Genomic DNA, 18910 nt, shown 5'->3' on the forward strand with positions numbered 1-18910 from the left:
GCTGAAGCCGCATCGTCCCCCTTGCGAGGAGAACATCCTGACCACGCCCAGCCCCACCGTGGTGGTGCCGCCGTGCGCGCCGGCGCGGATCGTCGTGCTGGCCTCCGGCACCGGCTCGCTGCTCGAGGCGCTGCTCGCGGCGTCCGCGGAGGAGGGCTACCCCGGTTCGGTGGTGGGCGTCGTGGCCGACCGCACCTGCCGCGCGCTGACGGTGGCCGACGAGGCAGGCGTGCCCAGCGCCGAGGTGCCGCTGCCCGCCTACGACGACCGGGCCGCCTGGGACGCCGCGCTGACCGCCGCAGTCGCCGACCTGGATCCCCACCTCGTGGTGGCAGCGGGCTTCATGAAGATCCTGGGCCCGCAGTTCCTCGCGACGTTCGGCGGACGGGTGATCAACGCGCACCCCGCCCTGCTCCCGGCCTTCCCCGGCGCCCACGCAGTGCCCGCCGCGCTGGAGCACGGCGTCAAACTCACCGGTTCCACCGTGCACCTGGTGGATGCGGGCCTCGACACCGGCCCGATCCTCGCCCAGCGTGCCGTCCCGGTGGAGCCGGGGGATACCGAACAGACCCTCCACGAACGCATCAAGATCGTTGAGCGGCGCCTCCTCACCGAGGTGGTCGCCGCGGTGGCCGCAAGCGGTTACCGCACGGACGGACGAAAGGTCACGATTTCATGAGCAACATCCCCATCAAGCGCGCTCTGATCAGCGTGTACGACAAGTCGGGACTGGTGGAACTCGCCACCGGCCTGGCACAGGCGGGGGTGGAGATCGTCTCGACCGGTTCGACGGCGCGCGTCATCGCCGACGCCGGCGTGCCCGTGACCCGCGTCGAGGAGGTGACCGGCTTCCCCGAGTGCCTCGACGGCCGCGTCAAGACGCTGCACCCGAAGATCCACGCCGGCATCCTCGCCGACACCCGGCTGCCCGAGCACCTCGAACAGCTCCGCGAGCTGGACGTGAAGAAGTTCGAGCTGGTGGTGGTGAACCTCTACCCGTTCAGCGACACCGTCGCCTCCGGCGCCACCGAGGACGAGTGCATCGAGCAGATCGACATCGGCGGACCGTCGATGGTGCGCGGCGCGGCGAAGAACCACCCCTCCGTGACCGTGGTGGTCTCGCCCGACGACTACACGGCCGTCACCGATCGCGCGCGCAGCGGATTCTCCCTGGATGAGCGCAAGCAGTTCGCCGCGAAGGCCTTCCGGCACACCGCCGACTACGACGTGGCCGTCGCCTCGTACCTGACCTCTGTGGTGGCTCCCGAGCCCGACACCGCCTTCCCCGCATGGATGGGCGGCACCTGGACCCGCGATGCGGTGCTCCGCTACGGCGAGAACCCGCACCAGGGCGCGGCGCTGTACGTCAACGACTCCGGCACCGGGCTGGCGCAGGCGCAGCAGCTGCACGGCAAGGAGATGAGCTACAACAACTACACCGACGGTGACGCCGCGTGGCGCGCCGCCTACGACTTCCGCGAGCCGGCCGTGGCGATCATCAAGCACGCCAACCCGTGTGGCATCGCGATCGGCAAGGACGTGGCGCAGGCCCACCGCAAGGCGCACGCCTGCGATCCGGTGTCCGCGTACGGCGGCGTGATCGCCGCCAACCGCGAGGTGAGCCTGGAGATGGCCGAGCAGGTCTCGGAGATCTTCACCGAGGTGATCATCGCCCCCGGCTACGCCGACGGTGCGCTCGCGGTCCTGCAGCGCAAGAAGAACATCCGCGTGCTGCTCGCCGAGCCGCCCGTGCTGGCGACGGAGATCAAGCAGATCACCGGCGGCCTGCTGGTCCAGAACTCCGATGCGATCGACGCCGAGGGCGACGATCCCGCGAACTGGACCCTGGCCACCGGCGAGCCCGCCGACGAGGCCACCCTCGCCGATCTCGAATTCGCCTGGCGCGCCTGCCGTGCCGTGAAGTCGAACGCGATCCTGCTGGCCTCGCGCGGCGCGTCCGTGGGTGTGGGTATGGGGCAGGTGAACCGCGTCGATTCCGCGCAGCTCGCCGTGAAGCGTGCGGGTGACCGCGTACTCGGTTCGGTGGCGGCGTCCGACGCCTTCTTCCCGTTCCCCGACGGCCCGCAGATCCTCATCGACGCCGGCGTCAAGGCGATCGTGCAGCCCGGTGGTTCCATCCGCGACAAGGAGGTCGTCGAGGCGGCCGCGGAGGCCGGGGTCACGATGTACTTCACCGGAACCCGCCACTTCTTCCACTGATCTTCGTGCACTGATCAGGGTGTGGCGAACGCCCCCGGGACGGATCTCGCCCCGGGGGCGTTCGCGTGTCCGGCGCCCGGCGGCTCAGTCGCGGGCGAGGTCGTCGAGCAGGGAGACGGCGGCGCGGGCGTAATCGCCGATCCAGCGGTCGTGGATGCGTTTGATGGGGACCGGGGCGAGGGTGAGGTGCCGTTCGCGGCCCACTTTGCGGCCGATCACCAGCTCGGCCCGCTCCAACACCCGCAGGTGCTGCAGCACGGTGGTGCGGTCGAGGTCGGGGAACTGCGCACACAGCTCGCCGGTGGTGCGGGGGGATTCCTTGAGCACGTCAAGCATCCGGCGGCGAGTGCCGTTGGCGAGCGCCTTGAAGACGAGTTCGTCGGCGTCGTCGATCTCGCCCTTGCGACCGTCGGTAGACATGTTGTAGTTTTATCACATGTCTGAACTCAAGGAACTCACCTTCACCGTCTCCGGCTACGTGTCGCGCCCCACCGCGCAGGTCTACGAGGCCGTCGCCGATCCGGAGCAGCTCTCCCACTACTTCACCACCGGCGGCGCCCGCGGCCGGCTGGAGTCGAACACCGAAGTCACCTGGGACTTCGCCGATTTCCCCGGCGCCTTCCCGGTCCAGGTGGTCGAGGCCACCCCGCACAGCAGGATCGTGATCCGCTGGGACGCCGAGGCCGCCGCCGCCGACGGGCACACCACCACGACCTTCGAATTCGCCCCGATCGACGACGACACCCGCACCCTGGTCACCATCACCGAATCGGCGTGGACCGCCACCGAGGACGGCGCCAAGAGCGCCTTCGGCAACTGCATGGGCTGGACCGGCATGCTCGCCGCGATGAAGGCCTGGGTCGAGCACGGCATCAACCTGCGCGAGGGCTTCTACAAGTAACCCGCCATCGACATCCGGCCCGCGCCCTGACAGTGTGAAGGGCATGTCGGACACCGCAGTCGCCCTCGCCCGCCGCGCGTACGAGACCGTGGAGCCCTTCCACGTGGTCGCCTACTTCAACCCGGGCATCAACGACGCGCTCCGCGACCTCGGCATCGACCCGCAGTCCTTCTACGTGGGCGCCCGCGCCGCACCGATCGGCGAGGCGAACGCGGCGGTGATCACCGCCGCCTTCTACAACTTCGCGCCCGCCCTGATCGAGAAGTCCTGGCGCGTGGCGCGCGACGCCGGACTCGCCGAGATCGACGAACGCCGCTACCGGGTGCTCGACGAGCAGTACCGGCAGATCCTCGCCGGGATCGATCCGGCCGAGATCGCCGCGCTCGCCACCGACTTCGGCGCCCTCGTGGCCGATCTGCCGCTCTCCGGCCGCACCCTCGCCGCGGCCTGGGCCGCCAGCGCGATCCCCGACGAACCGGTGCTCGCCCTGTGGCGCCACATCAGCGTGCTGCGCGAGTGGCGCGGCGACAACCACCTCGCCGAACTCATCCGGCACGGCCTCACCGGCCTCGAGGCCGGCGTCCTGCACGAGGCCGACCTCCCCGACCCGACGGTGCGCCGCCGCGTGATGGGCCGCCGGTTCTTCCGCCTCACCCGCGGCTGGAGCGAGGAGCGGTGGGCCGCCGCCGTCGAGGACCTCACCGCGCGCGGCCTCGTCGAGGGCGGCCCGGAGGACCACCGGCTCACCGCCGAGGGCATGGCCACCTACCTCGACATCGAGGCCGGGACCGACGCGATCAGCGCCACCGCCTTCGGTCCCGATGCCGCCGGCCTCATCGACCGCGTCCGCCCGATCACCAAGGCCGTGATCGACGCCGGCGTGATCCCGGGGACCAAGAAGACCTAGCGGCCGGATTATTCCCGCGGAATCATCGATTTCGCTGCGGGCGTACTCCGTCGAGCGCGCCGCCGTGATCGGCGTAGCGTGGAGGACGTGACTTCCGCACGCACCGAATCACGTTCTGATCGCCCCGCTGGGTTTCCCACTGGGCTTCCCGCTACGCTCGGCGAACTGAAGGCCTCCGGCCACGTCTACCGCGGGATCAAGGACGAACTCCGGCACAACCTGCTCACCGCGTTGCGCGCCGACACCGACCCCTGGGACGGCATCCAGGGCTTCGACGACACCGTCATTCCGCAGCTCGAACGCGCCCTCCTGGCCGGCCACGACGTGGTCCTGCTCGGCGAGCGCGGCCAGGGCAAGACCCGCCTGATCCGCACCATCGTGGGCCTGCTCGACGAGTGGACTCCGGTGATCGACGGCGCTGAGCTCGGCGAGCACCCGTACCACCCGATCACCCCCGCCTCGATCCGTCGCGCGCAGGAACTGGGCGACGATCTGCCCGTCGCCTGGAAGCACCGTGACGAGCGGTACTCGGAGAAGCTGGCCACCCCCGACACCTCCGTCGGCGATCTGGTGGGCGATGTGGACCCGGTGAAGGTGGCGCAGGGCCGCAGCCTCGGCGATCCCGAGACCATCCACTTCGGCCTGATCCCGCGGGCGCACCGCGGCATCGTCGCCGTCAACGAGCTGCCCGACCTCGCCGAACGCATCCAGGTGGCGATGCTCAACGTGATGGAGGAGCGCGACATCCAGGTGCGCGGGTACACGCTGCGCCTGCCGCTCGACGTGCTGCTCCTGGCCTCGGCGAACCCCGAGGACTACACCAACCGCGGACGCATCATCACCCCGCTCAAGGACCGCTTCGGCGCCGAGATCCGCACGCACTACCCGCTCGATCTCGAGGACGAGGTGGCCGTGATCGAGCAGGAGGCCGACGTGGTGGCCTCCGTGCCGCAGTACCTCACCGAGGTGCTCGCCCGGTTCACCCGGGCGCTGCGCGAATCCCCGGCCGTCGACCAGCGCTCCGGCGTCTCCGCCCGGTTCGCCATCGCCGCCCAGGAGACCGTGGCCGCCGGTGCCCTGCACCGCGCCGCCGTGGGCGGCGAGGAACTGCCCGTGGCCCGCGTGATCGACCTGCAGACGGTGCCCGATGTGCTGCGCGGCAAGGTCGAGTTCGAGGCCGGCGAAGAGGGCCGCGAGCTGTCGGTGCTGGTGCACCTGCTGCGCCGCGCGGTGGCGGAGACCATCAACGAGTACCTGCTGGGCGTCGACCTCACGCCGCTGGTGGAGGCCATCGACGCCGGAGGACCCATCGTGACCGGCGACGATGTGACCGCCGCCGAGCTCCTGGAGAACCTGCCCGAGGTGCCCGTACTCGCCGAGGTCTACCGCCGTCTCGAAGCCGAAACGCCGGGTGAGCGGGCCGCCGCCGCCGAGTTCGCGCTCGAGGGGCTCTACCTCGCCCGCCGCATCGGCAAGGAGTCCGACGACGACGGGCAGACCGTCTATGGCTAGAGGCTCGCGCAGGCGCCATCTGGCGCAGTACCGGCGGTACACGGGCGGACCCGACCCGCTGGCGCCGCCCGTGGACGTACGCGACGCCCTCGACGAGATCGGCCGCGACGTGATGAACGGCGTCTCGCCGCGACGCGCCCTGCAGGAGTACCTGCGGCGCGGCGGCCAGAACCGCCGCGGCCTCGACAAACTCGCGGAGCTCGCGAACCGGCGCCGCCAGGAGTTGTTGCAGCGCAACAACCTCGGTCAGACCTTCGAGGACGTCCGCCAGCTGCTCGACGAGGCCGTACTCGCCGAACGCAAGGAACTCGCCCGCGCGCTCGACGACGACGCCCGCTTCCAGGAGATGCAGATCGACGGCCTGCCGCCCTCGGCCGCGCAGGCCGTCCGCGAGCTCGCCGACTACCCGTGGCGCTCGCCCGAGGCCGCGCAGAAGTACGAACAGATCCGCGATCTGCTCGGCCGCGAGCTCCTCGACCAGCAGTTCTCCGGGATCAAGCAGGCCCTCGAGAACGCCACCGAGGAAGACCGCGCGCAGATCCAGAAGATGCTCGACGACCTGAACACGCTGCTGGACAAGCACAACGCCGGCCAGGCCACACAGGACGACTTCGACGACTTCATGGCCGAACACGGCCAGTACTTCCCGGAGAACCCGCGGAACATCGACGAGCTCATCGATGCCCTCGCTCGGCGCAGCGCCGCCGCGCAGCGGCTCTACAACAGCCTCACGCCGGAGCAGCGCGCCGAACTCGAGGAACTCTCGCAGGCGGCCTTCGGATCTCCGCAGCTGTCCCAGGCCCTCAGCGACCTCACCGGCAAACTGCAGCAGGCCCGCCCCGGCGAGGACTGGAACGGCAGCCAGGAGTTCGAGGGCGATCGGGGCATGGGGCTCGGCGACGCCACCCAGGCCATGCAGGACATCGCCGACCTGGAATCCCTTGCCGAACAACTCAGTCAGCAGCACAACGGCGCCGCCCTCGACGACATCGATCTCGACGCCCTGCAACGCCAGCTCGGCGACGAGGCCGTGGCCGACGCCCGCACCCTCGCGGAACTGGAGAAGGCCCTCAAGGACCAGGGCTACTTCTCCCGCGATCCCGACGGCGCACTACGCCTCTCGCCCAAGGCGATCCGGCAACTCGGACAATCGATCCTGCGGGACGTGGCCAACCGTCTGACCTCCCGCGGCGGCGAACGCAACACCGCCCGCAGCGGCGCCACCGGCGAGGCCACCGGCGCCAGCCGGGAGTGGCGGTTCGGCGATACGGAACCGTGGGACGCCACCCGCACCGTGCTCAACGGCGTCCTGCGCCAGGCCGGGGAAGGGGTGTCGGGACCGATCGCGCTCGATGCCCGAGACATCGAGGTCGCCGAGACCGAGGCCCGCAGCCACGCCGCCGTGGCGCTGCTGGTGGACACCAGCTTCTCCATGGTGATGGAGGGCCGCTGGCTGCCGATGAAACGCACCGCGCTGGCCCTGCACCAGCTGATCTCCACCCGGTTCCGCGGCGACAAGCTGGCGCTGATCAGCTTCGGCCGGCACGCCCGCACGCTCACCGTCGACGAGCTCACCGGGCTCGACGGGGTGTACGAGCAGGGCACCAACCTGCACCATGCGCTGATGTTGGCGCAGCAGCACTTCCGCGCCAATCCGAACGCCCAGCCCGTGCTGCTGGTGGTCACCGACGGAGAACCCACCGCGCATCTGGAACGCGACGGCGAGGCCTTCTTCGACTACCCACCGCACCCGCGGACGCTCGCGATGACGGTGCGCGGACTCGACGCCGCCGCGGCGGCCGGGGCGCAGATCACCGTCTTCCAACTCGGCGACGATCCGGGCCTGACACGATTCCTCGACGCCGTCGTCCGGCGCGTGGGCGGACGCCTCATCTCGCCCGATCTGGAAGGCCTCGGCGCCGCCGTGGTCAGCGACTACCTCGGCAGCCGTCGCCGGCGCGGCTGACTACTTCGTCTTCACCTCGACGCCGCCCCAGAAGGCGAAGCCGGTCACCCGGATCCGGGGACCGGACCCGTCGCCCACGTAGTGCACCTTGTTCTCGAACGAGCCCATGATCGCGAGCCCGTCCACGTCCACGATCGCACCCCGCGGCACGATGATCTCCACACCGCCCATCAGGGCGTAGGCGTTGATCGTCACATCCCGCACCAGGAACGTGGCCTCGCGCAGGTCCAGCCGCACGCCGCCCCAGAACGCCGACGCGGAGTGCTCGGCGCCCACGGCGATCGGCCCGCGCACGTTCGTGCCCGACATCACCGCCAGCTTGTGATCGCCCAACCGGGGCAGCCCCTCGGGCGGGATCGCCGGGCCCTGATAGGCCGGAACGGCGGGCGCGGCCGGATTCACCGAGACCGCGGGCAGATCGAGAACGAGGCGGTCGAGGTCCGCGAAGGTGCGGGCCTCGACCGCCTGCTGGGATCGTTCCTCGTACTCGGGGAAGGTGATCTGCCCCTGCCCCAGTGCGTCGGACAGCATGCTGACCACACGGTTGCGATCCTGATCGGACGCCCGAAGGGCGTCACGCCTCGGCTCGAGTTCGTCGGACATGCCCCAACTGTAGGGGAGAACCGGCGCTCAGCCGGACCGGTTCACAGGAGGCGGCCGACCACCGGGATGCGCTGCAGGAGGCTCTTCTGCTTGCCCTTGTCCTTCGAATCCTTGGCCTTGCCCTCGGCCCTTCGCGGCCGGCTTCGCCGACTCCTTCGCGGTGGCCTTCCCGCTCGTGGCGGCGGGCTTCGCAGCCGGCTTGGTGTCCTTCTTCGGGGCCACCGAGGCGGGCGCCTTGCCCTGCGCGGCGGCCTCCTTCTGCGCGGCGATCGGGGTGATCTTCGCCTCCGAGGCCTTCACCGGCGTCTTCGCGGCGGCCTTCTTCGCGGGCGCCTTCGCCGGAGCCTTCTTGGCGGCCTTGGACGCAGCAGCCTTGGACGCGACAGCCTTGGACGCGACGGCCGACTTCGCGGCGGCAGCCTTCTTGGCCGGGGCCTTCTTCGCGGCGGCGGCCTTGGAGGCGGCGGCGGACTTCACCGCGGTCTTCTTCGCGGCGACCTTCTTGGCCGGCGCCTTCACGGCCTTCTTCGCGGCGGTCCGCTTGGCGGCGGTCCGTTCGGTGACCTTCTCGCCGGCCTTCTCGACCGTCTTCTCCGCGACCTTGCCGGCCACCTTGCTCGCGGCCTTGGCCGTGGTGTCGATGACGGCCTGCTCGGCGCCCTTGGTGGCCTTGGTGACCTTCGCACCCAGGCCGCCGAGGCCGATCAGGGCCCAGTCGTCCTCCCAGCCGGCGACCGCATCGGCGGTCACGGCCAGCGTGGTGGCGGCGGTCAGCGGCTTGCCCGGGTTCTTGCTCTCCCAGGTGGTGGCCAGCTTCTGCACGTGCGCGGCGTAATCCTCGGCCGAGACGAGGGCGATCGGCGCACCGTCGGACAGGTCCACCAGGGCCCACGCGGTGACCGGCGCCTTCGCGACGGTGGCCTCGGTCTTGCGGGCCTGCCAGGCATCGCCATCGGTGCCCTTGACCCGGAGGGTGGTGACGACGTCGCCCGCGATCACGGTGACGTGCGTGATGATGCCCTTCGTCGTGACCTCTGCCTTGCCCCCACGGGACTCGACGGCAGAGACGAACACGTCGACGGCGCGCGCTGCGGCGGTCTTAGCCATGAGTTCTCCTGCGAATGTGCACGCGGCGTAGCGGAATGCGCCGCTGGTGGCCTCATTAACCCATGAGTAGCTTCGCGAACCCAAGTGGAAACCAGCGTCACAGCCCTAATGTGACGGGGTCGTCCGTCACATTCCTCAGGTGAGAAGAACCGCGATCAGCATGATCGCCGGTATCGAGAGGGCCGTCGTGATAAGTCCGGTATCGCGGGCGAGGATCACGCCGCGGTTGTACCGCAGCCCGTAGACCAGCACGTTCTGCGCGGTCGGGAGCGCGGCGGTCACGGTCTGCGCGAACAGGGCATGACCGCTCTGGCCGAAGGCGTACCGCGCCATCGCCCACGCCAGCACCGGCATTGCGATCATCTTGAGCGCGGACGCCAGCGCGATGTCGCGGCGTGGAGCCTGCCCCTTCTGCATCACCGTGACCCCGCCCAGGGAGAGCCCGAAGACGATCAGCGCCATCGGAACCGAGGCGTCGCCGAGCAGCTTCACCGGGCTCATCAACCACTCCGGCGGATGCCACCGGGTGAGCGAGATGACCAGGCCGATCAGGGCGCCCGCGACGATCGGGTTCAGCAGGGGAGTGGCCACCGTCCGCCACAGCGGCTGCCGCGTCCCGCGGCGCTCCGACAGGTCGAGCATGGTGAGCGCGATCGTCGAGAAGATGAGGATCTGGAACAGCAGCAGCGGCGCCACGTAGGAGGTGTCCTTGAGGACGAAGACCGCGATCGGGATGCCCAGGTTCGAGGAGTTCACGTAGCTCGACGCGAGCGCGCCGATGGTGGCATCGCCCATGGTCCGGCGCCAGAAGACGCGCACGATCACGTAGTAGACCGTCGCGATGGCCAGGGCCGATGCCGCGCTCACCGCGAGCCGCGAGCTGAACAGCACCGAGACATCGGTGGTGGCCAGCGCGTGCAGCAGCAGGGCCGGAGTGAGCAGGTAGAAGACCAGCAGCGAGAGCTGCCGCTCGGGTTGTTCGCCGAGCACTCCGAGCCGGCCGACGATCCAACCCGCCGCGATGATGATCGCGATCACGGCGAAGCCGGCCAGCACGGAGGTCACGACGATCAAGGCTAGCGCCTCGCGAAACCGCTCTCCTGCGGGCGGATGCGGCCACTATGTCCACGAGTGGTCCGTGGAGAGCAGTTTCGCGACGGTCAGCGGCGCGTGGCGTAGGGGAGCAGGGCCATCTCCCGGGCGTTCTTCACCGCCAGCGCCAGCCGGCGCTGGTCCTGCGGGGAGAGCCGGGTGACGCCACGGCTGCGCAGCTTGCCCTTCTCGTTGAGGAAGGTGCGCAGGTACTGCACGTTCTTGTAGTCCAGTGCCCCCTCGGGGACCTTGACCAGCCCCTTCCGGCCGGCGGTGACACGGGTCGTGGTGCGCTTCATCGGCTCACCAGCTCGACTTGCGGACGCCGGGCAGCTGACCGTCGTGCGCCATCTGCCGCACCCGCACCCGGGACAGGCCGAACTTGCGCAGATGCCCGCGCGGGCGGCCGTCGGCGGCATCGCGGTTGCGCACGCGCGTGGCCGAACTGTCGCGCGGGAGCTTGGCCAGCGCGGAGACCGCCGCGGCCCGGGCGTCGGGATCGGTGGACGGATGCGCGATCACGCGCTTGAGCTCGGCCCGCCGCTGCGCGTACCGCGCGACGAGCTCCTTGCGCCGTTCGTTCTTCGCGATCTTCGCCGTGGTGGCCATCAGCGCTCCTCGCGGAAGTCGACGTGGGTACGGGCGATCGGGTCGTACTTGCGCAGCACCATCCGGTCGGGATCGTTGCGGCGGTTCTTGCGGGTCACGTAGGTGTACCCGGTGCCGGCGGTGGACTTGAGTTTGATGATCGGTCGGATCTCGTTGCGGGCCATTACAGCTTCTCCCCTCGGCGTTGGATGTCGGCGACCACGGCGTCGATGCCGCGGCGGTCGATGGTCTTGATGCCCTTCGTGGACACCCGGAGCGTGACCGTGCGCCCGAGCGACGGCACGTAGTAGCGGCGGCGCTGGATGTTCGGGTCCCAGCGGCGGTTCGTGCGCACGTGACTGTGCGAGACCCGCTTGCCGAAGCCGGGTGCGCGACCCGTGACCTGGCAGTGTGCGGACATGATTCTCCTTCTTGCGAATGGTTGTCGATAAGGTAACGTACTAGAAATGGGAATCATTTCCAATAGAACTCCGGTCCTGCTCCTGACCGGCTTCGGCGGACAGGAGCGCGCGCTCGAACTCGCCGAACCCGGCACCGTCGTGGTGCACCACGACCTGTCCGGCCTGCGCCAGGGGATGGTGGTGCGCACCGAGAGCACCGTCCGGCCCGACGGGGTCGCCGAGGAGCGGGTCGCGCTCCTGGAACTCGCGCACGGCTGCGTCTCCTGCACGCTCCGCGAAGACCTGCTGCCGCTGCTGCGGGCGCTGCACCGTCGATCCGGCGTGCGCCGCATCGTGATCCGCCTCGACCCCACGCTCGAGGCCGAGGCGCTGATCGACGCGATCGAGCACGTGATCGTCGACATGGTGGGCGAGATCCCCGGACCCGCCGCCCGCGATGTCGAGGTGATCGGCGTGATCGGCTTCGTCGACGGCGCCACCTGGCTCGACGACGCCCTCGGCGAGGAGGATCTGGAGGAGCGCTTCGCCGTGGTCGACGGTGACGAGCGCACCGTCGCGCAGCTCGCCGTCGGGCACGCCGCCCACGCCGACCTGCTGGTGGTGACCGGCGACAGCCCCGACCCGGCCCGCCTGCGCGCGGTGCTCCGGCGGCTCGCGCCGGGCGCGCCGATCGCCCGCGAGCGGGTCCCGCTGGACCGCCTCGTGGACCGCCTGCCCGCGCGGCGCCCCGTCCCCGGACCGTTCGACCCGCTGCTGCTCGGCTGCCCGCCGCTCGAACCCGACGGGGACGTGCGCATCGTCGAATTCGTCGCGCGCCGGCCGATGCACCCGGGCCGATTCCACGAGGCCATCGACGCGCTGCTCGACGGGGTGGTCCAGGCCCGCGGCCGGATCTGGCTCGCCACCCGGGATCACGACGCGCTGTGGCTGGAGTCCGCGGGCTCCGGACTGCGCGTGGGCCCCGCCGGACGGTGGCTCGCCGCCGGGGGAGAGGGATCCCCCGAGCGCTGGGCGATGGCCTCCGCCGCCTGGGACCCGGAGTTCGGCGACCGCGCGACCAACCTCGTCGCCCTGCTCGCCGGCGCCGAACCCGACCGCGTCCTGGAGATGCTGCGCTGGGCGGAGCTCACCGAAACCGAATTCGCCGCCGGACCGTCGGCCTGGGCCGGCTGGCCCGATCCGTTCGGCGACCTGCACGAGGACCCGTGTGAAGACCTCGCCCCGGGCGTCCGCCCGGAGGCTGATCAGGAGGAGATGAAATGAAGCAGGGAATCCACCCCGAATACCGCCCGGTCGCCTTCCGCGACGCCTCGACCGGGAAGGTCTTCCTCACCCGCAGTACCGCGACCTCGGACCGCACCGTCGAGGTCGACGGGGTCACCTATCCTCTGATCGTGGTGGACGTGACCGCCGATTCGCACCCCCTGTGGACCGGCACCCAGCGGGTGGTCGACACCGCCGGCCGGGTGCAGAAGTTCCAGGAGAAGTACGCACGTTTTGGCGGGCGGGCCGCTGCACGGTAGACTTCAGTGCTTGTGACGTTGGAAGCTCGCTGAGAGCTCGCGTCGGAGAAGCTCTAACGTCAAGACCGATAGGAAGAATCATGGCTGTACCGAAGCGTCGTATGTCGCGGGCGAACACGCATGCCCGTCGCTCGCAGTGGAAGGCGAACAACCCCGAGCTGCAGGCCGTGCAGGTCGGCGGTCGCACCCACCTGGTGCCGCGCCGCCTCGTGCGCGCCGCCAAGCTGGGCCTGGTCGATCTCGACCGCCGCTAAGCAGAACTGACCGCGAGAGCGGGTCGGCCCTCGAGGCCGGCCCGCTCTCGAGGTCTATCCGGGTCCATTCCCTAGGGGTCTGACGTGTTGCTCGCCGTGTTGAACTACGCGGGGATCGCGGTCTTCGCCGCGTCCGGCGCGCTGATCGGCGTGCGCAAGCGCCTGGACCTGTTCGGCGTGTGGACGGTGGCCGCGCTCACCGGCGTCGGCGGCGGTGTGGCCCGCGACGTGCTGCTCGGCATCCACCCGCCCGCCTCCTTCCAGGGCTGGCAGAACCTCACGGTCGCCACGGTGGCGGCGGCCTTCGTCTTCGTCTTCCACCCGCAGTTCGGGCGGCTGAAGAACTCCGTGCTCGTGCTCGACGCGATCGGCATGGGCGTCTTCGCCGCCACCGGCGCGCTCACCGCGCTGCACAACGACGCCAGCCCCTTCGCCGCCGCCCTCATCGGCATCACCACGGCCCTCGGCGGCGGTGTGCTGCGCGACATACTCGTCAACGAGGTGCCGCTGCTCATCCAGGAGCGCGACCTCTACGCCATCCCGGCCCTCGCCGGTGCCTTCGCCACCGTGCTCGCCTCCCACTGGGGCGCCACCGACGCCCGCTCCCTGGTCGTGGGCAGCGTCCTGGCCTCGGGCTTCCGGCTGCTCGCGCTGTGGCAGGGCTGGCGGGTACCGGTCGCCCCGGAGGACGTGGCCGGACGATTCGCGCGCAGTTGCCGGCGCGGTCTGCGGCTCGGCCGGCGGGACGACTGAGCCCGTTTCGCTCTCAGCGCAAGCACCCCCTAAGGGAATTCACACCCGGATTGGGTAAGACTGGTGGTTATGCGGATTCTGGTGGTCGACGATGACCGTGCGGTGCGCGAGTCGCTGCGGCGCTCGCTGACCTTCAACGGGTACCAGGTGGACACCGCCGTCGACGGGCAGGACGCGTTGGATCACATCGCGAGCAACCGGCCGGACGCGCTGGTGCTCGACCTGAACATGCCCCGCCTCGACGGCCTCGAGGTGTGCCGGCGGCTGCGCAGCGCGGGCGACGATCTGCCGATCCTCGTGCTCACCGCGCGCGACGGTGTGAGCGACCGGGTCAGCGGCCTCGACGCGGGAGCGGACGACTACCTGCCCAAGCCCTTCGCGCTGGAGGAGCTCCTGGCCCGGATGCGGGCGCTGCTGCGCCGCGCCGTGCCCGATACCGGCTCCGACAACGAGGTGCTGCGCTTCGAGGACCTCACGCTGGACCCCGCCACCCGCGAGGTGAGCCGCGGCGACCGGTCGATCAGCCTCACCCGCACCGAGTTCAGCCTGCTCGAGATGCTCATGAGCAACCCGCGCCGGGTGCTCACCCGCAGCCGCATCCTCGAGGAGGTGTGGGGCTACGACTTCCCCACCTCGGGCAACGCGCTGGAGGTGTACGTGGGGTACCTGCGCCGCAAGACCGAGGCCGACGGTGAGCCGCGCCTGATCCACACCGTCCGGGGCGTCGGCTACGTCCTGCGCGAGACCCCGCCGTGACGGCGGGACGTCCGGGGGAGTGACCGTGCCCCGGCAACAACGCACGGACCCGCGCGAGCGGCGGCCAATGCGTGATCCCAACCCGGTCACGCGCAATGTCAGCTTCCGCTGGCGGGTGACCCTGCTGGCCGCCGCGGTGGTGGGCGTCGCCGTGGCCGTCATGGCCGCCTCGGCCTTCTTCGTGGTGAAGCGGGCCATGTACGCCGACGTCGACGACCGGCTGCATCAGCAGATGGACTCGGTGGCGCCTGCGATGAGCACGCCCGTCACCCAGTTCACCACCGTGATGATGATGCTCATGTTCCGCCCGGACATGTCGGTGAACCGGACCATGGTGGTCTACCCCGACGGCACGCCGTACCACTCGGGTGCGGTGCCGGTGGGCGATGCCGAGCAGAAGGTGATCGAGGGACGCGCCTCGGAATCGCTGCGCTCCGTGGGCGACGACCGGGTGATGGCGCGCCGCCTCGACAACGGCGTCACCATCCTGCTGGCCGAGGACCTGACGCCCACGAAGAAGCTGCTCAGCGAGCTCGCCACCGTGCTCATCGTGGTGGGCGCCTGCGGGGTGGTCTTGGCCGCGGTCACGGGCACGGCCGTCGCACGCGGCGGCCTCAGACCCGTGCAGCGGCTCACCGAGGCCGCGGAGCGGGTGGCCAAGACCGATGATCTGACACCCATTCCGGTGACCGGCCGCGACGAGTTGGCGCGGCTCACCACCAGCTTCAATACGATGCTGCAGGCTCTCGCCGACTCCCGGGACCGACAATCGAGGCTGGTGGCGGACGCGGGGCACGAGCTCCGCACGCCGCTCACCAGCCTGCGCACCAATGTCGAGCTGCTCATCGCCGCGAACCGTCCCGGCGCACCGCCGATCCCCGAGGAGGACGTCAAGGAGCTCACCGACGACGTCATCGCTCAGGTCGAGGAGTTGACCACGCTGGTCGGCGATCTCGTGGACCTCGCCCGGGAGGACGCGCCCGAAGCGGTCAACGAGGAGGTCGATCTCGACGAGGTGCTGCAGAAGGCGGTCGAGCGCGTCGAGCGGCGCCGCCCCGAGGTGACGATCGAGGTCGACAGCGCGCCCTGGCACGTCTACGGCGATCACGGCGGGCTCAGCCGCGCGGTGATCAACGTGCTCGACAACGCCGCGAAGTTCTCGCCGGATGGTTCCACGGTGCGGGTGCGGCTCGCCGACACCGGTGTCGATCGCGCGGCGCTCACGGTCTCCGACAGTGGGCCCGGTATCCCCGAGGAGGATCGCGAGCTGGTCTTCGAGCGGTTCTACCGGTCGATGGCGAGCCGGTCGATGCCCGGGTCCGGGCTCGGTCTGGCGATCGTCAAGCAGGTCGTCGAGCGGCACGGTGGCAGCGTGACCGTGGGGGCGTCGGAGTCCGGGGGCGCGGAGATCCGGCTCGAACTGCCGGGCAGTCCGGTGGCGGGCGGCCGTGCCCCGCAGGTGGTGCCGCGGGAATCGCGGTTGCCGCTCTGGCGCGGTCGGTGATCCGAGCCGAACCGTCACCTGGCTCACAGCGACTTCACAGCCTGCCCCGGCATCGTGGGTCCCAGTCGAAAAGGAGGCTCCCGCCATGACCGAGGGTCCGCAGAATCCCTACCAGCCGGGGAACACTCCCGGCGGGCAGCCCGGGTATCCCGGGCAGCAGCCGGGGCAGCCGGCCGTGCCGGGGCAGCAGCCCGGCTACGCGCCGACGCAGCAGTACCCGTACGGCCCGGGCCAGCCCGGTGTCGGCCCGGTGGCGGTGGCGCCGCGTCCGGCGTCCTCGCGTCCCAGCGTGGGGGCTCTCACCGCGATCGGCGTGGCCATCGCGCTGGTGGCCTCGCTGCTGTCGGTGACGGGCGCGTACCTGGTGTGGGGCGGCGGCGATGCGGCGAAACCCGGTTCGTCGGTGTCGAATTCCGCGCCGGCGCCGAAGGGCTCGGTCCAGGAGGTCGCGCAGACGGTGATCCCCACCGTGGTCTCGATCGACAACAAGGCGGCCACCACCGAATCGTCCGGTTCGGGTGTGGTGATCAGTGCCGACGGCAAGATCGTGACCAACAACCACGTGATCGCCGGGACCGGCGCCGCCCTCACGGTGACCTTCTCCGACGGCTCCACGAGCAGCGCCACGGTGGTCGGTGCCGACCCCGTGACCGACCTCGCCGTGATCCAGACCAGCAAGCGCGATCTCAAGCCCATCGTCTTCGGTGACAGCGGCAAGTTGGCGGTCGGTCAGGACGTGGTGGCCGTGGGCGCGCCGTTGGGTCTGGCGGGCACCGTGACCAACGGCATCGTCTCCGCGCTCAACCGCCCGGTGGCCACCAGCGGCCGCGATTCCGACGAGGCCACCGTGGTCAACTCCGTGCAGACCGATGCCGCGATCAACCCCGGCAACTCCGGTGGCGCGCTCGTGGACATGCAGGGGCAGCTGGTGGGCGTGAACTCGGCCATCGCCTCGCTCGGCGCGTCGCGGTCCGGCGGGCAGCAGTCCGGCAGCATCGGGCTCGGCTTCGCGATCCCGTCCGAGCTGGTCAAGCGGATCACGAAGGAGCTGATCTCGACGGGCAGGGCCACGCACGCGGCGGTCGGTGTGCGGGTGCAGCAGCAGCAGACTTCGGCCGCGGAGCCGGGTGCGGTGGTCTCCGATGTCTCGCCGACGGGGGCCTTCGGCCGCGCGGGCATCCCGCAGGGCGCGCGGGTCACCAAGATCGACTCGCTCCAGATCGCCGACGGGATCGGTCTGATCGGGGCGGTGCGGTCGTACCCGCCCGGGGCTACTGTGACCATCACGTACGTGACGCAGGGGAGCGCCTCCCCGGTCACCACACAGGTGACGCTCGACAAGTTGGATCGATGAGTTCGATGACGGAGGCAGTGGAGATGACGCAGGGTAGGGGCGCCGCCGCGCCCGAGTGGCTGACGGACGACGTGCTCGATGCTCCGGCCATCGACGAGCCCACGCTCGACGGTGCCGTGACCGACGTGGTCGGTCGCGCCCTGGTCGTCGTGGTCGACGATCACGTGCAGCCGGGCGGGGTGCTGGCCGGGGCCGGGAAGACGGTGGGCACGCTCGTCACGGAGCTGCTGGAGGAGGCCGACTTCGAGGTCGACGCGGTGGTCGTGGTGCCGGCCGAGGAGGTCGCGGTGCGCAATGCGCTGAACACGGCCGTGATCGGTGGCGTCGATCTGGCGGTCACCATCGGCGGCGTCGGTGTGGGTGCCCGTGATGTGACGCCCGAGGCCACCGAGGAGATCCTCGACAAGAAGCTGCCCGGTATCTGCGAGGCGCTGCGCGCCTCGGGGCTGGCCGCGGGTGCCTCGGACGCGGGCCTGTCCCGCGGTCTGGCGGGTGTCTCCGGCAGCACCGTGGTGGTGAACCTCGCGAGTTCGCGGGCGGCGATCCGGGACGGCATGGCGACCCTGAGCCCCCTGGCGACCCATGTGATCCGGCACATCGCGGGCGGGGATGACCAAGCCCGGTAGGCCCGGCGAGGGCAAGAAGTACTCCGCGCGCGATATCGCGCGCATCTTCGGCGATGTCCTGCCGGCGCAGACCAAGGACGATCGGCCGGACGGTGCCGCACCCGGCTCGGGTGCGGCATCGCCCGTTTCCGGGTCCGACGGTGACCCCGCGGAGCGGTGGTACCGGGAGAACCGGCCGCCGCATCACGGCGGCTGACCCCGGCCCTTTCCGTACGCGTTCGATCGACGTTGCGATTCCACCGGTGACACCGCTTTCGCCGCACGTCAGAACGGGTGTGAGGAAGGCCACTGTCCCGTATTTTTACCGCCAGGTTACAAGTTCGGGTTGCCTGAGTGAACTCTAAGGGGAAGGCTCGCCTTACTCAGGCGCAGGTCAGGCGCGCAAATTGTGCAAGCTTGCCCTAAGAAGTCCTGGTACATGACTCGCTGCAAGATTCAACATTGTTACATTTCTCGTCACGAAGTCGAATTCGTGGCGGTTTCATCTATTGCGGGTGGTCGAATCCTGTGGATATGCTGCGGCGCGAACCGAGGACCTCTATCGGGCCTCGGGGAGAGCAAGTGCCCTAGGTGTGTTTAACCGCAACCCTAGGCGAGGATCGCGGCAGGGTGAGTCGCGAACCGGTGCCCCAGACCCGGGGTGGCACGCGATGATTCCTGGTGAGGGGAACGAATGAGCAAGATGAGCAAGGTCGCAGGGCGCGCCGGCGCCATCGCGGTCGCGGTCGCTGCGGCGGGCGCGGTTGCGGCCGGTTCCGCCAACGCGGGTCCGCTGCCGAGTGGTGAGCGGGTTGTTCCGGCGCCGGATGGTTGGTCGGTGGT

At 70.3% G+C, this 18910-nt stretch carries 23 protein-coding genes; 15 read left to right on the forward strand and 8 right to left on the reverse strand.

The annotated features are described in order from the left end of the window. The first annotated feature begins 64 nt into the window (after positions 1-64). Positions 65-679: a phosphoribosylglycinamide formyltransferase gene (gene purN / locus ABD108_RS08905; RefSeq protein WP_343930090.1), complete on the forward strand. Its 615-nt coding sequence runs from the start codon at positions 65-67 to the stop codon at positions 677-679. Then, the gene (gene purH, locus ABD108_RS08910) at positions 676-2220 is read left to right on the forward strand and encodes a bifunctional phosphoribosylaminoimidazolecarboxamide formyltransferase/IMP cyclohydrolase (protein ID WP_343930070.1); all 1545 of its coding nucleotides are present in this window, start codon (positions 676-678) and stop codon (positions 2218-2220) included. Before purN ends, purH begins: the two co-directional genes overlap by 4 nt. 84 nt (positions 2221-2304) lie before the next feature. On the opposite strand, the gene ABD108_RS08915 is transcribed toward purH, so the two are convergent. Continuing rightward, positions 2305-2640 carry an ArsR/SmtB family transcription factor gene (locus ABD108_RS08915; protein WP_343930071.1) on the reverse strand — a complete coding sequence of 112 codons (336 nt, stop codon included), beginning with the start codon at positions 2638-2640 and terminating at the stop codon, positions 2305-2307. 16 nt (positions 2641-2656) lie between these two features. Between ABD108_RS08915 and ABD108_RS08920 the strand changes: the two genes are divergently transcribed. The 4 genes from ABD108_RS08920 to ABD108_RS08935 all read left to right on the forward strand — a co-directional run bounded on the left by ABD108_RS08920 (position 2657) and on the right by ABD108_RS08935 (position 7506). Next, a complete protein-coding gene (locus ABD108_RS08920) occupies positions 2657-3121 on the forward strand; it encodes an SRPBCC domain-containing protein (protein WP_343930072.1) in 465 nt (154 codons plus the stop codon). A 43-nt stretch (positions 3122-3164) separates the two neighbouring features. Then, complete coding sequence (locus ABD108_RS08925; protein ID WP_220658046.1) at positions 3165-4028, forward strand: SCO6745 family protein; 864 nt, start codon at positions 3165-3167, stop codon at positions 4026-4028. An 87-nt stretch (positions 4029-4115) separates the two neighbouring features. Then, positions 4116-5540, forward strand: coding sequence for a sigma 54-interacting transcriptional regulator (locus tag ABD108_RS08930; RefSeq protein ID WP_343930073.1), 1425 nt, complete (start codon positions 4116-4118; stop codon positions 5538-5540). Further along, the gene (locus ABD108_RS08935) at positions 5533-7506 is read left to right on the forward strand and encodes a vWA domain-containing protein (protein ID WP_343930074.1); all 1974 of its coding nucleotides are present in this window, start codon (positions 5533-5535) and stop codon (positions 7504-7506) included. Before ABD108_RS08930 ends, ABD108_RS08935 begins: the two co-directional genes overlap by 8 nt. Here the strand turns inward: ABD108_RS08935 and ABD108_RS08940 are convergent, their stop codons facing one another. The 7 genes from ABD108_RS08940 to rpmB all read right to left on the reverse strand — a co-directional run bounded on the left by ABD108_RS08940 (position 7507) and on the right by rpmB (position 11317). Next, on the reverse strand, positions 7507-8109 hold the full coding sequence (locus ABD108_RS08940) for a DUF1707 SHOCT-like domain-containing protein (RefSeq protein WP_343930075.1): 603 nt from the start codon (positions 8107-8109) through the stop codon (positions 7507-7509). Between the two features lie 27 nt (positions 8110-8136). Then, complete coding sequence (locus ABD108_RS08945) at positions 8137-9216, reverse strand: hypothetical protein (protein ID WP_343930076.1); 1080 nt, start codon at positions 9214-9216, stop codon at positions 8137-8139. A 135-nt stretch (positions 9217-9351) separates the two neighbouring features. Then, complete coding sequence (locus ABD108_RS08950; RefSeq protein ID WP_220658051.1) at positions 9352-10281, reverse strand: AEC family transporter; 930 nt, start codon at positions 10279-10281, stop codon at positions 9352-9354. Positions 10282-10376: 95 nt separating this feature from the next. Next, on the reverse strand, positions 10377-10607 hold the full coding sequence (gene rpsR, locus ABD108_RS08955) for a 30S ribosomal protein S18 (protein ID WP_220658052.1): 231 nt from the start codon (positions 10605-10607) through the stop codon (positions 10377-10379). A 4-nt stretch (positions 10608-10611) separates the two neighbouring features. Beyond that, a complete protein-coding gene (gene rpsN, locus ABD108_RS08960; RefSeq protein WP_013127878.1) occupies positions 10612-10917 on the reverse strand; it encodes a 30S ribosomal protein S14 in 306 nt (101 codons plus the stop codon). Continuing rightward, a complete protein-coding gene (rpmG, locus tag ABD108_RS08965) occupies positions 10917-11081 on the reverse strand; it encodes a 50S ribosomal protein L33 (RefSeq protein WP_220658053.1) in 165 nt (54 codons plus the stop codon). The genes rpsN and rpmG overlap by 1 nt, the downstream gene beginning before the upstream one ends. Then, positions 11081-11317, reverse strand: a complete 237-nt coding sequence (rpmB, locus tag ABD108_RS08970) for a 50S ribosomal protein L28 (RefSeq protein ID WP_305111001.1) — start codon at positions 11315-11317, stop codon at positions 11081-11083. The genes rpmG and rpmB overlap by 1 nt, the downstream gene beginning before the upstream one ends. A 55-nt stretch (positions 11318-11372) precedes the next feature. Between rpmB and mrf the strand changes: the two genes are divergently transcribed. The 9 genes from mrf (at position 11373) to ABD108_RS09015 (ending at position 18284) form a co-directional block, all read left to right on the forward strand. Further along, positions 11373-12581: a ribosome hibernation factor-recruiting GTPase MRF gene (mrf, locus tag ABD108_RS08975; protein WP_425579773.1), complete on the forward strand. Its 1209-nt coding sequence runs from the start codon at positions 11373-11375 to the stop codon at positions 12579-12581. Further along, complete coding sequence (locus tag ABD108_RS08980) at positions 12578-12841, forward strand: type B 50S ribosomal protein L31 (protein ID WP_305110999.1); 264 nt, start codon at positions 12578-12580, stop codon at positions 12839-12841. The genes mrf and ABD108_RS08980 overlap by 4 nt, the downstream gene beginning before the upstream one ends. An 80-nt stretch (positions 12842-12921) precedes the next feature. After that, the gene (rpmF, locus tag ABD108_RS08985) at positions 12922-13095 is read left to right on the forward strand and encodes a 50S ribosomal protein L32 (RefSeq protein WP_013127873.1); all 174 of its coding nucleotides are present in this window, start codon (positions 12922-12924) and stop codon (positions 13093-13095) included. 84 nt (positions 13096-13179) lie between these two features. Then, complete coding sequence (locus ABD108_RS08990; RefSeq protein WP_220658057.1) at positions 13180-13848, forward strand: trimeric intracellular cation channel family protein; 669 nt, start codon at positions 13180-13182, stop codon at positions 13846-13848. 69 nt (positions 13849-13917) lie between these two features. After that, on the forward strand, positions 13918-14604 hold the full coding sequence (locus tag ABD108_RS08995) for a response regulator transcription factor (RefSeq protein WP_220658058.1): 687 nt from the start codon (positions 13918-13920) through the stop codon (positions 14602-14604). Between the two features lie 67 nt (positions 14605-14671). Further along, positions 14672-16108: a HAMP domain-containing sensor histidine kinase gene (locus ABD108_RS09000; RefSeq protein ID WP_220658059.1), complete on the forward strand. Its 1437-nt coding sequence runs from the start codon at positions 14672-14674 to the stop codon at positions 16106-16108. 85 nt (positions 16109-16193) lie between these two features. After that, positions 16194-17462 (forward strand): S1C family serine protease, encoded by a 1269-nt coding sequence (locus ABD108_RS09005; RefSeq protein WP_343930078.1) that lies wholly within the window; start codon positions 16194-16196, stop codon positions 17460-17462. Between the two features lie 23 nt (positions 17463-17485). Further along, positions 17486-18088 carry a MogA/MoaB family molybdenum cofactor biosynthesis protein gene (locus ABD108_RS09010; protein WP_255585675.1) on the forward strand — a complete coding sequence of 201 codons (603 nt, stop codon included), beginning with the start codon at positions 17486-17488 and terminating at the stop codon, positions 18086-18088. Next, positions 18072-18284: a hypothetical protein gene (locus tag ABD108_RS09015; RefSeq protein ID WP_305110997.1), complete on the forward strand. Its 213-nt coding sequence runs from the start codon at positions 18072-18074 to the stop codon at positions 18282-18284. The genes ABD108_RS09010 and ABD108_RS09015 overlap by 17 nt, the downstream gene beginning before the upstream one ends. Positions 18285-18910: the final 626 nt, after the last annotated feature.

The sequence above is a fragment of the Tsukamurella strandjordii genome, assembly GCF_039525985.1.
Lineage (GTDB): Bacteria > Actinomycetota > Actinomycetes > Mycobacteriales > Mycobacteriaceae > Tsukamurella > Tsukamurella strandjordii.

Bases quoted from the DNA above. Each gene is read 5' to 3' on its own strand.
- purH (WP_343930070.1), top strand. From the start codon at position 676: ATGAGCAACATCCCCATCAAGCGCGCTCTGATCAGCGTGTACGACAAG.
- ABD108_RS08915 (WP_343930071.1), bottom strand. From the start codon at position 2,640: ATGTCTACCGACGGTCGCAAGGGCGAGATCGACGACGCCGACGAACTC.
- ABD108_RS08920 (WP_343930072.1), top strand. From the start codon at position 2,657: ATGTCTGAACTCAAGGAACTCACCTTCACCGTCTCCGGCTACGTGTCG.
- ABD108_RS08925 (WP_220658046.1), top strand. From the start codon at position 3,165: ATGTCGGACACCGCAGTCGCCCTCGCCCGCCGCGCGTACGAGACCGTG.
- ABD108_RS08935 (WP_343930074.1), top strand. From the start codon at position 5,533: ATGGCTAGAGGCTCGCGCAGGCGCCATCTGGCGCAGTACCGGCGGTAC.
- ABD108_RS08940 (WP_343930075.1), bottom strand. From the start codon at position 8,109: ATGTCCGACGAACTCGAGCCGAGGCGTGACGCCCTTCGGGCGTCCGAT.
- ABD108_RS08945 (WP_343930076.1), bottom strand. From the start codon at position 9,216: ATGGCTAAGACCGCCGCAGCGCGCGCCGTCGACGTGTTCGTCTCTGCC.
- rpsR (WP_220658052.1), bottom strand. From the start codon at position 10,607: ATGAAGCGCACCACGACCCGTGTCACCGCCGGCCGGAAGGGGCTGGTC.
- rpsN (WP_013127878.1), bottom strand. From the start codon at position 10,917: ATGGCCACCACGGCGAAGATCGCGAAGAACGAACGGCGCAAGGAGCTC.
- rpmG (WP_220658053.1), bottom strand. From the start codon at position 11,081: ATGGCCCGCAACGAGATCCGACCGATCATCAAACTCAAGTCCACCGCC.
- rpmB (WP_305111001.1), bottom strand. From the start codon at position 11,317: ATGTCCGCACACTGCCAGGTCACGGGTCGCGCACCCGGCTTCGGCAAG.
- ABD108_RS08980 (WP_305110999.1), top strand. From the start codon at position 12,578: ATGAAGCAGGGAATCCACCCCGAATACCGCCCGGTCGCCTTCCGCGAC.
- rpmF (WP_013127873.1), top strand. From the start codon at position 12,922: ATGGCTGTACCGAAGCGTCGTATGTCGCGGGCGAACACGCATGCCCGT.
- ABD108_RS08995 (WP_220658058.1), top strand. From the start codon at position 13,918: ATGCGGATTCTGGTGGTCGACGATGACCGTGCGGTGCGCGAGTCGCTG.
- ABD108_RS09000 (WP_220658059.1), top strand. From the start codon at position 14,672: ATGCGTGATCCCAACCCGGTCACGCGCAATGTCAGCTTCCGCTGGCGG.
- ABD108_RS09005 (WP_343930078.1), top strand. From the start codon at position 16,194: ATGACCGAGGGTCCGCAGAATCCCTACCAGCCGGGGAACACTCCCGGC.
- ABD108_RS09010 (WP_255585675.1), top strand. From the start codon at position 17,486: ATGACGCAGGGTAGGGGCGCCGCCGCGCCCGAGTGGCTGACGGACGAC.
- ABD108_RS09015 (WP_305110997.1), top strand. From the start codon at position 18,072: ATGACCAAGCCCGGTAGGCCCGGCGAGGGCAAGAAGTACTCCGCGCGC.